At 60.6% G+C, this 16,041-nt stretch carries 13 protein-coding genes and 4 tRNA genes; 2 read left to right on the plus strand and 15 right to left on the minus strand.

What is annotated here, in order from left to right; all coding sequences use genetic code 11:
* Positions 1–240 precede the first annotated feature (240 nt).
* From asd to leuC, 5 genes are all read right to left on the minus strand, one after another.
* Positions 241–1,353 (minus strand): aspartate-semialdehyde dehydrogenase, encoded by a 1,113-nt coding sequence (gene asd, locus HU743_RS12260; protein ID WP_186552358.1) that lies wholly within the window; start codon positions 1,351–1,353, stop codon positions 241–243.
* A 66-nt stretch (positions 1,354–1,419) separates the two neighbouring features.
* Positions 1,420–2,502: a 3-isopropylmalate dehydrogenase gene (gene leuB / locus HU743_RS12265; RefSeq protein ID WP_186648857.1), complete on the minus strand. Its 1,083-nt coding sequence runs from the start codon at positions 2,500–2,502 to the stop codon at positions 1,420–1,422.
* A gap of 54 nt (positions 2,503–2,556) precedes the next feature.
* The gene (locus HU743_RS12270) at positions 2,557–3,324 is read right to left on the minus strand and encodes a class I SAM-dependent methyltransferase (RefSeq protein ID WP_186648858.1); all 768 of its coding nucleotides are present in this window, start codon (positions 3,322–3,324) and stop codon (positions 2,557–2,559) included.
* A 143-nt stretch (positions 3,325–3,467) separates the two neighbouring features.
* Positions 3,468–4,112 carry a 3-isopropylmalate dehydratase small subunit gene (leuD, locus tag HU743_RS12275; RefSeq protein ID WP_186623428.1) on the minus strand — a complete coding sequence of 215 codons (645 nt, stop codon included), beginning with the start codon at positions 4,110–4,112 and terminating at the stop codon, positions 3,468–3,470.
* A gap of 11 nt (positions 4,113–4,123) precedes the next feature.
* On the minus strand, positions 4,124–5,542 hold the full coding sequence (leuC, locus tag HU743_RS12280) for a 3-isopropylmalate dehydratase large subunit (protein WP_186552354.1): 1,419 nt from the start codon (positions 5,540–5,542) through the stop codon (positions 4,124–4,126).
* 139 nt (positions 5,543–5,681) lie between these two features.
* Between leuC and HU743_RS12285 the strand changes: the two genes are divergently transcribed.
* A complete protein-coding gene (locus HU743_RS12285; protein ID WP_186648859.1) occupies positions 5,682–6,572 on the plus strand; it encodes a LysR family transcriptional regulator in 891 nt (296 codons plus the stop codon).
* A 68-nt stretch (positions 6,573–6,640) separates the two neighbouring features.
* Complete coding sequence (locus tag HU743_RS12290; protein WP_186648860.1) at positions 6,641–9,919, plus strand: PAS domain S-box protein; 3,279 nt, start codon at positions 6,641–6,643, stop codon at positions 9,917–9,919.
* Between the two features lie 49 nt (positions 9,920–9,968).
* Here HU743_RS12290 and HU743_RS12295 read toward each other — a convergent pair whose 3' ends face one another.
* The 10 genes from HU743_RS12295 to gltX all read right to left on the minus strand — a co-directional run bounded on the left by HU743_RS12295 (position 9,969) and on the right by gltX (position 15,929).
* Complete coding sequence (locus HU743_RS12295) at positions 9,969–10,412, minus strand: Hsp20 family protein (protein WP_186648861.1); 444 nt, start codon at positions 10,410–10,412, stop codon at positions 9,969–9,971.
* A 119-nt stretch (positions 10,413–10,531) separates the two neighbouring features.
* Positions 10,532–11,491: a tRNA-dihydrouridine synthase gene (locus HU743_RS12300; RefSeq protein ID WP_186552350.1), complete on the minus strand. Its 960-nt coding sequence runs from the start codon at positions 11,489–11,491 to the stop codon at positions 10,532–10,534.
* A gap of 158 nt (positions 11,492–11,649) precedes the next feature.
* Positions 11,650–12,099, minus strand: coding sequence for a thioesterase family protein (locus tag HU743_RS12305; RefSeq protein WP_186648862.1), 450 nt, complete (start codon positions 12,097–12,099; stop codon positions 11,650–11,652).
* 46 nt (positions 12,100–12,145) lie between these two features.
* A complete protein-coding gene (locus HU743_RS12310; protein WP_186648863.1) occupies positions 12,146–12,979 on the minus strand; it encodes an alpha/beta fold hydrolase in 834 nt (277 codons plus the stop codon).
* Between the two features lie 30 nt (positions 12,980–13,009).
* Positions 13,010–13,549 (minus strand): TetR/AcrR family transcriptional regulator, encoded by a 540-nt coding sequence (locus HU743_RS12315; RefSeq protein ID WP_186552347.1) that lies wholly within the window; start codon positions 13,547–13,549, stop codon positions 13,010–13,012.
* A gap of 181 nt (positions 13,550–13,730) precedes the next feature.
* A tRNA-Glu gene (locus HU743_RS12320) sits at positions 13,731–13,806 on the minus strand.
* A gap of 80 nt (positions 13,807–13,886) precedes the next feature.
* A tRNA-Ala gene (locus tag HU743_RS12325) sits at positions 13,887–13,962 on the minus strand.
* A gap of 53 nt (positions 13,963–14,015) precedes the next feature.
* Positions 14,016–14,091: transfer RNA gene (locus tag HU743_RS12330), tRNA-Glu, on the minus strand.
* A 79-nt stretch (positions 14,092–14,170) separates the two neighbouring features.
* Positions 14,171–14,246: transfer RNA gene (locus tag HU743_RS12335), tRNA-Ala, on the minus strand.
* Positions 14,247–14,447: 201 nt separating this feature from the next.
* Positions 14,448–15,929: a glutamate--tRNA ligase gene (gltX, locus tag HU743_RS12340; RefSeq protein ID WP_186623423.1), complete on the minus strand. Its 1,482-nt coding sequence runs from the start codon at positions 15,927–15,929 to the stop codon at positions 14,448–14,450.
* Positions 15,930–16,041: the final 112 nt, after the last annotated feature.

Below are 16,041 nucleotides of genomic sequence, written 5' to 3' on the forward strand. Positions count from 1 at the left end.
ACCTCTGGCAAAACGGGGGGAGCGGCACTTTACCGGGTGGTTGGCGTGCAGGCAATTTCTGCCCGTACCGATCGTTCCCACGCTCTGCGTGGGAATGCCTCAACGGACGCTCCGCGTTCGGCTTTGGAAGGGACGCAGAGCGTCCCGGGATGCATTCCCACGCGGAGCATGGGAACGATCATTGCGCAAAAAAAACCCGCACCTCTCGCAAGGCACGGGTCCTTTCACAACTTCAAGCGATCAACGCTCCAGCAGGATCCGCAGCATGCGGCGCAGCGGTTCGGCCGCGCCCCACAGCAACTGGTCGCCGACGGTGAAGGCACCGACGAATTGCGAACCCATGTTCAGCTTGCGCAAACGGCCGACCGGTACATTCAGGGTGCCGGTGACCTTGGTCGGGCTCAGCTCCTGCATGCTGATGTCGCGGTTGTTCGGCACCAGTTTGACCCAAGGGTTGTGCTGGCTGATCAGCCCTTCGATATCGGCGATGGGTACGTCTTTGTTCAGCTTGATGGTCAGCGCCTGGCTGTGGCAACGCATGGCGCCGATGCGCACGCAGATGCCGTCGACCGGGATCGGGCTCTTGAAGCGACCGAGGATCTTGTTGGTCTCGGCCTGGGCCTTCCACTCTTCGCGGCTCTGGCCGTTCGGCAGTTCCTTGTCGATCCAGGGGATCAGGCTGCCGGCCAGCGGAACACCGAAGTTCTCGGTCGGGTACGCGTCGCTGCGCATGGCCTCGGCTACACGACGGTCGATGTCGAGGATCGCGCTGGCCGGATCGGCCAGTTGATCGGCGACAGCGGCGTGGGTCGCGCCCATCTGCTTGATCAGTTCACGCATGTTCTGCGCGCCGGCACCGGAGGCCGCCTGATAAGTCATGGCGCTCATCCACTCGACCAGACCGGCTTCGAACAGACCGCCCAGGCCCATCAGCATCAGGCTGACGGTGCAGTTGCCGCCGATGTAGTTCCTGGTGCCTGCATCGAGTTGCTGATCGATGACCTTGCGGTTGACCGGATCGAGAATGATCACCGCGTCATCGTTCATGCGCAGGCTCGACGCCGCGTCGATCCAGTAACCTTGCCAGCCGGCTTCGCGCAGTTTCGGGAACACTTCGCTGGTGTAGTCGCCGCCCTGGCAGGTCAGAATCACGTCGAGGGTCTTCAGCTCGTCAATGCTGTAAGCGTCCTTGAGCGGAGCAATGTCCTTGCCCACGGACGGGCCTTGGCCACCGACATTGGACGTGGTGAAAAACACCGGCTCGATAAGATCGAAATCCTGCTCTTCCAGCATCCGCTGCATGAGCACGGAACCGACCATCCCGCGCCAACCGATCAGACCTACACGTTTCATCGCAACTACACCTTCTTGAAAAGTGGGCCGCTGCTTTGTATTGAATTTCGCAGCGGGCCCGAGAGATTACAGATTCCGCAGCGCGGCGACTACTGCGTCGCCCATTTCCTGCGTACCGACTTTGGTGCAACCGGGCGAATAAATGTCGCCTGTGCGCAGCCCTTGATCGAGCACCACGCTGACGGCTTTTTCGATGGCACCGGCGGCGTCATGCAGATTGAAGCTGTAACGCAGCATCATCGACACCGACAGGATCGTCGCCAACGGGTTGGCGATACCTTGGCCGGCGATGTCTGGCGCCGAACCGTGGCACGGCTCGTACATGCCCTTGTTGTTGGCATCCAGCGAAGCCGACGGCAGCATGCCGATGGAACCGGTGAGCATCGACGCTTCGTCGGACAGAATGTCGCCGAACAAGTTGTCGGTGACGATCACGTCGAACTGCTTCGGCGCGCGCACCAGTTGCATGGCGGCGTTGTCGACGTACATGTGGCTCAGTTCGACTTGCGGGTAATCCTTGGCGACCTGCTCGACCACTTCACGCCACAACTGGCTGGACGCCAGCACGTTGGCCTTGTCCACCGAGCAGAGCTTTTTGCCGCGGACCATGGCCATGTCGAAACCGACGCGGGCGATGCGACGGATCTCGCTCTCGCTGTACGGCAGAGTGTCGTAGGACTGACGCTCGCCGTTGTCCAGGGTACGGGTGCCACGCGGTGCGCCGAAGTAGATACCACCGGTCAGTTCACGCACGATGAGGATATCCAGACCGGCAACGATTTCCGCCTTCAGGCTCGATGCCTCAGCCAGTTGCGGGTACAGAATCGCCGGGCGCAGGTTGCCGAACAGGCCCAGTTGCGCACGGATCTTCAGCAGGCCGCGTTCAGGGCGGATGTCACGCTCGATGGTGTCCCATTTCGGACCGCCGACCGCGCCCAGCAGCACGGCATCGGCAGCGCGGGCACGATCGAGGGTTTCGTCGGCCAGCGGCACGCCGTGCTTGTCGATGGCAGCGCCACCGATCACGTCGTGGCTCAGTTCGAAGCCCAGACTGTACTTGTCGTTGGCCAGCTCCAGCACCTTGACCGCTTCGGCCATGATTTCCGGGCCAATACCATCACCTGGGAGAATCAGAATCTGCTTGCTCATGCTTTCCTCATGTCTTCAGTCGGTGCGCCCATCACGACGCGCCCGGAAAAATGCTTATCGTTCGGCCATCAGTACCAGCACATCGGTGCTGAACGAACCATCGGCCGCAATCTCGAAATATTCGCGTACTTCATCGCCCATCGAATGCTGCAACTGGCGGATCGCCGCGCGCATCACCTCTGGGGTGCGCATGCGCTCGACCCAACTGCTGTATTCCAGATGCAGGCGTTGGCGCGAAGTGCTGCGCACATGCAGGCCCGCTTCGCTGACCTGGCGCAGCCATTCGGCGCCGGAGTAATTGCGCACATGACTGGTGTCACGCAGCACTTCGACGCTTTGAAGGTAAGTGTCGAACAATGGACTGCCCGGTGACAACACGTCGACGAACGCCGCCACGCCGCCCGGTTTCAATACACGGCGCACTTCGCGCAGGGCCAGGCCGAGATCGCTCCAGTGATGCGCCGAATAACGGCTGAACACAAAATCGAACTCGCCGTCGGCGAACGGCAAGCGCTCGGCGGCGCCGTGGACCGTGACGATGTTGTTCAGGCCGCGATCAACCGCAGCAGCGGCGACCACGTCGAGCATCTGCTGCGACAGGTCATACGCCACCACTTCCCGGACCAGCGACGCCACATGAAAACTCACATGACCGGCGCCGCAACCCAGATCCAGTACCCGCGCCTCGCCCTGCCCGGCCAGCTCAGCCTGTAGCAGTGCGAATTCGCGGCCCTGAGCGTGAACGGCGCTGCTCAGGTAAGCGGCGGCCTGTTCGCCGAATTGCTTCTGGACGACCTGGGTGTGCTGGGCGGTGCTGGTCATGGGGACATCCTGTTCAATTTTGCGTTGCTTTGGAGGGCCTCATCGCTGGCAAGCCAGCTCCCACAGGTTTTGTGAACTGCGCAAATCCCTGTGGGAGCTGGCTTGCCAGCGATGGGGGCCGGCCTGACTAGATCAATCTCGAATCAAACGTCGCGAAACAACCACGGCTGACTCACCCGATGTTTGGCCTCGAACGTCGCAATCGCATCGCCGTCCTGCAAGGTCAGGCCGATATCGTCCAGGCCGTTGAGCAGGCAATGCTTGCGAAACGCATCGATCTCGAAGCTGTACACCTTGCCATCCGGGCGGATCACGGTCTGCGCTTGCAGGTCGATCTGCAATTGATAACCCGGCTCGGCCTCAACCTGTTTAAACAGTTCATCAACTTCTGCGTCGCTGAGGATGATCGGCAGCAAGCCGTTCTTGAAGCTGTTGTTGAAAAAGATGTCGGCGTAGCTCGGCGCGATGATGCTGCGGAAACCGTACTCTTCCAGCGCCCAGGGCGCGTGTTCACGGCTGGAGCCGCAGCCGAAGTTCTCGCGGGCCAGCAAAACGCTGGCGCCTTGATAACGCTCGGCGTTGAGGACGAAATCCTTGTTCAGTGGACGTTTGGAGTTGTCCTGATACGGCTGGCCGACATCCAGGTAACGCCATTCATCGAACAGGTTCGGACCAAAACCGGTGCGTTTGATCGACTTCAAAAACTGCTTTGGAATAATCTGGTCGGTGTCGACGTTGGCACGATCCAGAGGCGCGACAAGACCAGTGTGCTGGGTAAAAGCTTTCATGCTGCGCTCCTTCAGATCAATTCACGAACGTCGATGAAACGACCGTTCACTGCCGCCGCCGCGGCCATGGCCGGGCTGACGAGGTGGGTACGGCCACCGGCACCCTGACGGCCTTCGAAGTTACGGTTGGACGTCGAGGCGCAATGCTCGCCGGACTCCAGGCGGTCCGGGTTCATCGCCAGACACATCGAGCACCCTGGCTCACGCCATTCGAAACCGGCTTCGAGGAAAATCTTGTCCAGACCTTCGGCTTCAGCCTGCGCCTTCACCAGGCCCGAGCCCGGCACGACGATGGCCTGCTTGATGGTCGCGGCAACCTTGCGGCCCTTGGCGATCACCGCAGCGGCGCGCAGATCTTCGATCCGCGAGTTGGTGCAAGAGCCGATGAACACGCGATCGAGCTGGATGTCGGTGATCGCCTGATTGGCGGTCAACCCCATGTATTTCAGGGCGCGGACGATCGAGTCGCGCTTGACCAGATCCATCTCCTTGGCCGGATCCGGCACGTTCTGATCAACGGCCAAGACCATCTCCGGGGAAGTGCCCCAACTGACTTGTGGCTTGATTTGCGCCGCGTCCAGCTCAACCACCGTGTCGAATTTGGCATCGGCGTCGGAGACCAGATCTTTCCACGCTTCGACGGCCATGTCCCACTGCTCGCCTTTTGGCGCGAACGGGCGGCCCTTGACGTAGTCGATGGTCTTTTGGTCCGCCGCCACCAGGCCTACGCGGGCGCCGGCCTCAATGGACATGTTGCAGATGGTCATGCGGCCTTCGACGGACAAATCGCGAATCGCGCTGCCGGCAAATTCGATGGCGTGGCCGTTACCACCGGCGGTGCCGATCTTGCCGATCACCGCGAGGACGATGTCCTTGGCGGTCACGCCGAACGGCAATTGGCCTTCGACGCGCACCAGCATGTTTTTCATTTTCTTGGCGACCAGGCACTGGGTGGCGAGGACGTGTTCGACCTCGGAAGTGCCGATACCGTGGGCCAGCGCACCGAATGCGCCGTGGGTCGAGGTGTGCGAGTCGCCGCAGACCACGGTCATGCCTGGCAAGGTCGCGCCCTGCTCCGGGCTGATGACGTGGACGATGCCCTGGCGCACATCGTTCATCTTGAACTCGACGATGCCGTACTCATCGCAGTTGTCATCGAGGGTCTGCACCTGCAAACGCGAAACCTGATCGGCAATGGCCTCGATGCCGCCCTTGCGCTCCGGCGTGGTCGGCACGTTGTGGTCCGGGGTCGCGATGTTGGCATCGATGCGCCAAGGCTTGCGCCCGGCCAGACGCAGGCCTTCGAAGGCCTGCGGCGAGGTCACTTCGTGGATGATGTGACGATCGATGTAGATCAGCGCAGAGCCATCGTCGCGCTGCTTGACCAAATGCGAATCCCAGAGCTTGTCGTAGAGCGTTTTGCCGGCCATCAGACGGTTCCTCATCAGCTTGTTTCTATGCCCTGGGCTTATCAATAACCCTTTGGCTTGTGAGGCCGATCCTATGGGGTTAGATTAAATAACTCAAATTCATATTTTTCATGCTTTGGATAACCAACTGGAATGCGACATGGACTTGGCTAACCTCAACGCTTTCATCGCCATCGCCGAGACCGGCAGTTTCTCCGGTGCCGGCGAGCGCCTGCACCTGACGCAACCGGCGATCAGCAAACGCATCGCCGGTCTCGAGCAGCAATTGAAGGTGCGCCTGTTCGACCGACTGGGCCGTGAAGTCGGCCTGACCGAGGCCGGCCGCGCCTTGCTACCGCGGGCTTATCAGATTCTGAATGTGCTGGACGACACGCGTCGTGCCCTGACCAATCTGACCGGCGAAGTCGGCGGCCGCCTGACGCTCGCCACCAGTCACCACATAGGCCTGCACCGCCTGCCCCCTCTATTAAGGGAATTCACCCGGCGCTATCCGAAGGTGGCGCTGGATATTCAGTTCCTCGATTCGGAAGTGGCCTACGAGGAAATTCTTCACGGCCGCGCCGAACTGGCGGTCATCACCCTCGCGCCCGAGCCACACGCGCTGGTGCATGCGGTGCCGGTGTGGGACGACCCGCTGGATTTCGTGGTCGCCCCGGAACATTCGCTGATCAATAACGGCGCCGTCAGTCTGGCCGATATTGCCGGGCATCCGGCCGTGTTCCCCGGCGGCAACACCTTTACCCACCATATTGTGCAGCGTCTGTTCGAAGCCCAGGGCCTGACGCCGAACATCGCCATGAGCACCAACTACCTGGAAACCATCAAGATGATGGTCTCTATCGGCCTGGCCTGGAGCGTGCTGCCGCGCACCATGCTCGACGATCAGGTCGCAAGTATCGCTTTGCCGGGCATACAGCTCACTCGCCAGCTAGGCTATATCCTGCACACCGAACGGACGCTGTCGAATGCGGCAAAAGCCTTCATGGCCTTGCTGGATGCGCAAATCGATCGGCCAGGGACTCCGGGCTGACTTGTGCCACGCCGGTAAACCACCGTTTTTGTGCCTAACGCCCCACATCAGCTCAAGGCCCGTGATCAATGCCGAAATCTGTTGACCGAATTCCGCCGATGCCGCGCATCCAGGCCATCGACCCGCGTCATTCCGAGCAGAGCTGGGAGAGCGCGCCGCAATTGCTCGCCGCGCTCAATGGCGCCCGGCTCGGCGCCTGGTATTGGGACATCGAGCGCGGGCAGATCAGCTGGTCGCGCGGCACGCAGGCATTGTTCGGCTTCGATCCGCGGCAACCGTTGCCGCAGGACCTGGAATACCTCGACCTGCTGCCGCCGGAAGACCGTGCGAAGACCGTTCGCGCCTTTCACGCGGTGATTGCCGGCGCGCCGCTGGAACAAGCGATGCATCATCGCATTCGCTGGCCCGACGGCAGCCTGCACTGGCTGGAGGTCAGCGGCAGCCTGCTGCCGGACAAACACGGGCGCCCGCGGATGATCGGGGTGATTCGCGAGATCACCCAACAGCGTCAACGCGAGCAAGCCCTGAGCAGTTCGGAGAAACGTTTCGCGACACTTTTTCACCTGTGCCCGAATATGGTGCTGCTGACCCGTCAGGAAGACGGCCTGATCAGCGAGGCCAATCAGTATTTCGAAAGCCTGTTCGGCTGGCCCGTGCAAAGCGCGATTGGCCGCACCACGCTGGAGCTGGGCCTGTGGGTGCACCCCGAGCAACGCGGTGAACTGGTGAAAAAAACCAAGGCCAAGGGCGATCTGGTCAGCATGGAAGTGCAGTTTCGTGCCAGCAACGGCCAGGTTCACGACGGCATCCTCAGCGCTCAGAAAGTCGAACTTGAAGGCCAGCCGTACCTGCTGAGCACATTCCTCGACACCACCGAGCGCAAAGCCGCCGAACTCGCGCTCAAAGACAGCCAGGAACGCCTCGATCTGGCGCTGGACTCGGCACAACTGGGCACCTGGGACTGGCACATCCCCAGCGGCATGCTCTATGGCTCGGCGCGGGCGGCGCAATTGCACGGGCTGGAGCCGATTCCGTTTCACGAATCCTTCGAAGCGTTCTTCGAGGGCGTACCGGGCGAGGAGCGCGACAGCATGCGCGATGCCTACCGCAGCCTGCGTGAAGGCCCGGCAGGCAATTACCAGCTGACGTATCGCGTACAACTGCCGGACGGCAGCTCGCGTTATCTGGAAAGCCGCGCCCGCCTCTATCGCGATGAAAAGGGCGCGCCGTTGCGCATGGCCGGCACGCTGCTGGACATCACCGATCAGGTCGAGCGCGAACAGCGCCTGGTGGCCTCGGAAGAAAAATTCGCCACGCTGTTTCAGGTCAGCCCCGATCCGATCTGCGTCACGCGCCAGGAAACCGGCGAGTTCATCGAGATCAATTCCAGCTTTACCCAGACCTTCGGCTGGAGCGCCGCCGACGTCATCGGCCACACCGCCGAGGAAATCGGCCTGTGGGACGCTTCGGCAAAAAGTCTGCAACGCATCGAGCGGGTGATCCGCGAGCAAGGCCTGAGCAATGTCGCGATCATCGTCCAGCACAAGGACGGGCAGTCGCTGACCTGCGTCATTTCCAGCCGACAGATCAGCGTCGGGGATCTGCCCTGCATCGTTACCACACTGCGCGACATCACCCAGCAGCAACGCTCGGAAGCTGCGCTCAAGGCCAGCGAAGAGAAATTCGCCAAGGCCTTTCACTCCAGCCCCGACGCAATCACCATCACCGAACGCGACACTGGCCGCTACTTGGAGGTCAACGACGGGTTCTGCCGCCTCACCGGTTATCGCGCCGATGAAGTGCTGGGCAAAACCGTCTATCAGGTCGGCATCTGGGCCGAAGAAAAACAGCGCTCGGCCTTGCTCGCCGAATTGCAGATCAAGGGCCGCGTGCACCATCAGGAAATGCTCGGGCGCAACAAGCGTGGCGAACGGCTGACGGTGGAGGTCTCGGTCGAGCCGATCACGCTCAATGAAACCGCGTGCCTGTTGCTGACGGCACGGGACGTCAGCCTGCTGAAAAACGCCGAAGCGCAGATTCGCCACCTCGCCTATCACGACCCGTTGACCAACCTGCCCAACCGCGCGCTGCTGATGGATCGCCTGAGCCAGCAGATTGCCTTGCTCAAGCGCCACAATTTGCGCGGGGCCTTGCTGTTTCTCGACCTCGATCATTTCAAGCACATCAACGACTCGCTCGGCCACCCGGTGGGCGACACGGTGCTGAAGATCATCACCGCGCGGCTCGAAGCCAGCGTGCGCATGGAAGACACCGTGGCGCGCCTGGGCGGTGACGAATTCGTCGTTTTGCTCAGTGGCCTGGAGGGCTCGCGCCATGAAGTCAGCACGCAGGTCCGTGCGCTGGCCGACACCCTGCGCGAGCTGCTCTCCGAGCCGATGTTCCTCGATGGCCAGCGTCTGCAAGTGACGCCGAGCATCGGCGTGGCGCTGATTCCCGACCACGGCTCGACCCCGACTGACTTGCTCAAGCGCGCCGACATCGCCCTGTATCGGGCCAAGGATTCCGGGCGCAATACCACGCAGATGTATCACAACACCATGCAGAAAGCGGCCAGCGAAAGGCTGCGCATGGAGACCGATCTGCGCCTGGCGTTGTCGCGCGGTGAATTCAATGTGCACTTCCAGCCGCAGGTCGACGCCCGGGATAACCGCATCATCGGCGCCGAAGCACTGGTGCGCTGGAACCACCCGGAACTCGGCGCGCAGTCGCCCACCGAATTCATCAAGGTGCTGGAGGACAGCGGCCTGATTCTGGAGGTCGGCACGTGGATTCTCGATGAAGCCTGCGAGGCGTTCAAAAAGCTGATCGCGCTGCAATTGGTCGATCCGTTGAATTTCAGCCTGTGCGTGAATATCAGCCCGCGGCAGTTCCGCCAGAACGATTTCGTCGAGCGTATCGAACACAGCATGAGCAGCCATGGCCTGCCCTGCTCGCTGCTGAAACTGGAGATCACCGAAGGCATCGTCATTCAGAATCTGGACGACACCATCGGCAAAATGCGCCGCTTGAAGAAACTCGGCGTCAGCTTCGCCATGGATGATTTCGGCACCGGCTATTCGTCGTTGACTTATCTGAAGCGCTTACCGGTGGACACGCTGAAAATCGACCAGTCGTTTATTCGCGACGCGACCACCGACTCCAATGTTGCGGAGATCATTCGCGCGATTGTCGCCATGGCGCGCAGCCTGGAGCTGGAAGTGATTGCCGAGGGGGTGGAGACACCCGAACAGCTGGCGTTTTTACAGGGTCTGGGCTGCCATTTGTATCAGGGCTACCTGCACAGCCGGCCGGTGGCGCTGGAGGACTTGAAAGCATTGCTTAAATAACAGGCACAAAAAAGGGCGCCATTACTGGCGCCCTTCTTCTTGCCCGGCGTTATTGCAGAACCGCCTGCTGCGCTCCATTGATCGGGATGCGCTTGGCTTTCGCTTCTTCCGGAACCACTCGCAACAGGTCGATGCTCAGCAGACCGTTGCGCAGGTCGGCGGCCTTGATCTCGATGTGATCGGCCAGACGGAAAGACAGCTTGAAGGCTCGCTGCGCGATGCCCTGATGCAGGAACGTGACGTTCTCGTCAGTTTCACGCTTGCCACCACTGATGGTCAGCACACCTTTCTCGACTTGCAGGTCCAGGTCATCTTCCTGGAAGCCAGCGGCCGCGACGACGATACGGTATTGGTCATCACCGTGTTTTTCGACGTTGTAAGGAGGATAGCTGCTGCCTGGCTCGTTGCGCAGGGCGGTTTCGAACAGGTCGTTGAAACGGTCGAAACCTACCGAGGAACGGAACAGTGGCGCGAGAGAAAATGCAGTACTCATGGTTCAAATCTCCTGAAAACAATCAGCAAGGTTTTGTGTCTCCGCGACCCGAATTCGGCATCGCGTAACCCTTAGATAGGGACCGCTGTTTTGATTTCAAGAGATTTTTTTCAGATTTTTCAGGCGGCGTCGACGAGCGGCAATCCAAGTAAACGCGAGACGTGATCAGGCTCGGTTTCGCGGCGCAGAACGCTGAAAAGCTCGGTGGCTTCGGGATAATTTCGCGTCAGCATGGCCAGCCATTGCTTGAGGCGACCGGGCGATTGACGCGCGGTCATCTGCGCTTTGGCCTGCAGCCAGAAATCCTGAATCAAAGGCATCAGTTCGGCCCAGGTCATCTCGACGACCTCTTCTCCGGCGCGGGCCGCAGCGATCTGGCGGGCCAGATCCGGGCGCGAGACCAGACCTCGGCCGAGCATGATGTCTTCCACGCCGCTGATCTCGCGGCAACGACGCCAGTCCTCGACACTCCAGATATCGCCGTTGGCGAACACCGGCACCTTGACCACGTCCTGCACACGCGGGATCCACTCCCAATGAGCGGGTGGTTTGTAGCCGTCCACTTTGGTCCGCGCATGGACCACGATGTGCTCGGCGCCACCTTCGGCCAGCGCCGTGGCACAGACCAGCGAGCCGTCCGGGCTGTCGAAACCCAAGCGCATTTTCGCGGTGACGGGTATGTGTGCAGGCACGGCGCGACGGACGTGCTCGACGATCTGGTTAAGCAGCTCCGGCTCCTTGAGCAGCACCGCACCGCCACGAGACTTATTGACGGTCTTGGCCGGGCAGCCGAAATTCAGGTCGATGACTTCCGAGCCGAGTTCGCAGGCCAGCGCAGCGTTTTCCGCCAGACACACCGGATCGGACCCCAGCAATTGCACGCGCAATGGCACGCCGGAGGCGGTGCGGGCGCCATTGAGCAGCTCCGGGCCGAACTTGTGGAAATACGCCGGCGTGAGTAACTGATCGTTGACCCGAATAAATTCGGTCACGCACCAGTCAATGCCGCCAACGCGGGTCAGCACGTCGCGAAGGATGTCGTCGACCAACCCTTCCATGGGCGCCAGAGCAATTTGCATGGGAAAACACTACTTGAAGAAAAACGTGCGGCAGTTTACTGGATATCGCGGAAACCCGCAGATCCCATGTAGGAGTGAGCCTGCTCGCGATAGCGATGTATCTGCCACATATGCATCGACTGATACACCGCGATCGCGAGCAGGCTCACTCCTACCATTTAGATTTGAGCTTTATCCGGGAGCTGGATCGCCGGACCATAGCCTTCGATGAACTCCGCCGGCATACGCTTGGGCTTGCCGGTCGAGAGTTCGATGCAGACGAAAGTGGTCTGGGCGCGCAGCAGCGTGGCGTTGTCGCTCGGACGTTTGAGCTGGAAATGCCGGGTCATTTTCAGGCGCTGATCCCAGTCGACGATCCAGGTCGCCAATTGCAGCTCGTCGCCTTCGTAGGCCGCGGCCAGATAATCGATCTCATGACGCACCACGGCCATCGCCCGATCCAGTCGCCGATACTCGACCAGATCCAGCCCCAAACGCTGCGAATGGCGCCACGCGCAGCGTTCAAGCCAGGTCACGTAGACCGCGTTGTTCGCATGGCCCAGCCCGTCGATATCCTCGGCGCCCACTTGCAGATCAATGGTAAACGGCGTTGCCCGATCCCAGCCCATGCCCCACTCCCGGTCATTTGATTCAACCGGGGCAGTGTAACGGAGCTCACGCCGATTGGCGCGCCTGAAGGCTGCGACCGGCCAGCAGTGATAACACGCCATCAATCACTCGCGGATCGGCCAGTACGCGCTGATGACCGCCGCCCTCGAGGCGCAGCAAGCGGCTGTCGAACCAGGCTTCATGAATCAATTGCGACTCCTTGACCGAGACGAAATTGTCGTCCTCGGCATGGACAATCAGGCCGGGCATGTCGAGCTGATAATGCGCGACATCCAATGTGGCCGCGCGCATTCCGACATCCTGCTCGACCTGTCGAATGAAGGCGGAACGGGCTTTGGGCGGCATGCCGACGTGACGGGCGAAACCGCGCAGCACGCCAAGGATTCGCGACGGCGCGGCGATACTGACGAGGGTTTCGGTGCGCAGGCCCAACTGCACGGCGAGCATCGCGCTGGCACCGCCCATGGAGTGGCCGATGACGGCTTGCAGGGGTGGCAATTCGGCAGCCGCTTCGAGCATGGCGCGGGCGAACAGCACCACGTTGGCTTCTCGCCCGGGCGAACGGCCGTGAGCCGGGCCATCGAGCGCGACGACGGTATAGCCGGCGTCGACCAGAGCGTTGATCAGCGAAGCGAATTGCGTCGGCCGCCCTTCCCAGCCGTGCATCAGCAACACCGTGGGGCCTTGACCCCAGCGCAGCGCCGACAGGCCAAAACGCAAAGTGATGCGCTCGGAACTGGCCAGCAATGGCAGCTCCCAGTCACGCAGCGGCAGCGCACGCGGCGTCATGAACGCCAGACGCATTTTGCTTGCTACCAGTTTCGGTGCAAACCAGCCCAAGGTGCCGTTAACGCCACGAATCCACTTCAACGTGTTCATCGCTCTCTCCTCAGGCGTGCTGCCTTCAGGTCAACGCACCGCCGACTTGGCGGCGCGCAGCAATCGATCGGATAACTCGCCCGGGCCCAACGCTCTTGCCAGCGCCAGACCACCTACCATCAGCGCGACATCGGCCAGCGCCTTGTCGGTGTCTTCAGGACTGGCCGCCAGTTGCGCCACCATCAACTCCATGTGCTCGTTCAGCGCCAGACGGAACGACTCCGGCAAACGCCCCAGCTCACCGATCGAAGCCGGAATCGGGCAAGCCGCCTCGCTGGAGTCGCGGTGTTTGCGCGACAGGTAGAAGGCAGCGACCAGGGCGCGACGCTCTTCACCGGTCAGATCGGCATCCATGTCGGCAATCAGGTCGCGGCGCCGGCCCAGCAGTTGTTTGAACGCTTCGAGCATCATCGCGTCCTTGCTTTCGAAGTGCGCATAAAAGCCTCCTACCGTGAGGCCGGCTGCGCCCATCACTTCGCCCACGCTCGGGTCTGCCGGGCCACGCTGAATCAGGGCGGCGCTGGCAGCCTTGAGGATGCGTTCGCGGGTTTGAGCTTTTTTATCGTTCATCGTTGCCTCCGAATATTACGACTAGAATATTATTCGCATAATAATACTCCGCAAGTCAAGAATATGACCGCTGGTCTGAAGCACAGTGTAAGGAGAAAGGAGAATTGGCCAAACGCCAGACAAACAAAAGGGCCATTCAATAATTGAATGACCCTTATAAATCCCGCAGAGCGGGTAATCGTGGCGTCCCCTAGGGGACTCGAACCCCTGTTACCGCCGTGAAAGGGCGGTGTCCTAGGCCACTAGACGAAGGGGACACAAACCCTTCTATACAACTGATCAGTGCTGAGAGCTGATCGATTCAAGGCCGGTGTGGCCAGACCTTGAACTGTAAAATTGGTGGAGCTAAGCGGGATCGAACCGCTGACCTCCTGCATGCCATGCAGGCGCTCTCCCAGCTGAGCTATAGCCCCGGATTTTTCGCCTCGCGGCGGAGTGAAGTCTTGCAACATCACTTCTGTAAAACTGGCGTCCCCTAGGGGACTCGAACCCCTGTTACCGCCGTGAAAGGGCGGTGTCCTAGGCCACTAGACGAAGGGGACGCAAACCCTTCTATACAACTGATCAACGCTGAGTGTTGATCGCTTCAAGGCCGGTGTGGCCAGGCCTTGAAGTGTAAATTGGTGGAGCTAGACGGGATCGAACCGTCGACCTCTTGCATGCCATGCAAGCGCTCTCCCAGCTGAGCTATAGCCCCTCATCGTTGATGTCATCGCTGAGGACGGGGCGAATCTTAAGGGCGTATCGAAAGCCTGTCAAACTTATTTTTGAAAAATTTCAAAGTTTTTTGTCGGGATTACAATCACTTACCGCCCTCCCCCGTAAATTCGGGAGAAACGCCGAACGCAGGATCAAAAGATCGCAGCCTTCGGCAGCTCCTACAGAGACACAAAAGCCATCAGGCGATGGCGCCCAACAGTTTTTCCCATTCCTTGTTTTCTTTCTTCGACACGCCGCCCAACAGGTCAATCGCCTGACGCAAGCGGAAACGGGTGAGATCCGGGCCGAGGATTTCCATCGCGTCGAGCACCGACACCGAGCTTGCCTGGCCGGTGATCGCGGCGAACATCAGCGGCATCGCATCGCGCAGTTTCAGCTCCAGGGATTCGACCACCGCCTGAATCGTCGCGGTGATGTTGTCCTTTTCCCACTGACGCAGGCTTTCCAGCTTCCACAGGATCAACTGCATCAACTGACGAACCTGATCGCCCGAGAGCTTCTTGGACTCAAACAGTTTGGCGTCCGGGTTGACGCCACCGGCAAAGAAGAACCCCGCCAACGGCGCGACCTGGCTGAACGTCTCGACGCGGCCCTGTACGTGCGGGGCGATTTTCATCATATAGTCGGCATTGAATGCCCATTTTTGCACGCGTGCGGCAAACTCTTCGACCGGCAGGTCGCGCAGCCACTGGCCGTTGAGCCACGACAGCTTCTCGATGTCGAAAATCGGCCCGCCGAGGGACACGCGCTTGAGGTCGAAGTTGTCGACCATTTCCTGCAGCGAGAACTTCTCACGCTCGTCCGGCATCGACCAGCCCATGCGCCCCAGGTAGTTGAGCATTGCTTCGGGCATGAAACCCATGCGCTCGTAGAATGTCACCGAGGTGGGGTTCTTGCGCTTGGATAGCTTGCTCTTGTCCGGGTTACGCAGCAGTGGCATGTAGCACAGCTCCGGTTGTTCCCAGCCGAAGTATTCGTACAAAAGAATCAGTTTCGGTGCCGATGGCAGCCATTCTTCGCCGCGCAGGACGTGGGTGATGCCCATCAGGTGGTCGTCGACCACGTTGGCGAGGAAGTACGTCGGCAGGCCGTCGGTCTTCATCAATACCTGCATGTCCATGCGATCCCACGGGATCTCGACATCGCCACGCAGCATGTCCGGCACCACACAAACGCCCTCGCTTGGCACTTTCATGCGGATCACGTGGGGTTCGCCGGCAGCCAGACGGGCAGCGACTTCTTCCTTCGACAACAGCAGCGCGCGGCCGTCGTAGCGCGGGGTTTCGCCGCGAGCCATTTGCTCGGCGCGCATCTGATCGAGTTCTTCAGCAGTGCAGAAGCATGGGAACGCGTGGCCCATGTCGACCAGTTGCTGGCAGTATTTCTGGTAGATGTCGCCGCGTTCGCTCTGCCGGTACGGGCCGTGCGGGCCGCCGACGTCCGGGCCTTCGCTCCAGTCGATGCCGAGCCAGCGCAGCGCGTCGAAAATTTGCTGTTCGGACTCGCGGGTCGAACGCAACTGGTCGGTGTCTTCGATGCGCAGGATGAACTCACCGCCATGCTGCTTGGCAAAGCAGTAGTTGAACAATGCGATGTAAGCGGTACCTACGTGGGGGTCCCCGGTAGGCGATGGCGCGATGCGAGTGCGGACGGTGGTCATGGCATGTCTCGAAAAAATGAAGAGCAGAACAATCAAGCGGCGAATGGTAACAGGCGAGACCTGCCCGGCTCCAGCGGGCAGGGTATTTAAGCCGGAGCGTCGCAAGGCAGGC

The sequence above is a fragment of the Pseudomonas sp. SWRI99 genome (genome assembly GCF_014270125.1).
Lineage (GTDB): Bacteria > Pseudomonadota > Gammaproteobacteria > Pseudomonadales > Pseudomonadaceae > Aquipseudomonas > Aquipseudomonas hamedanensis.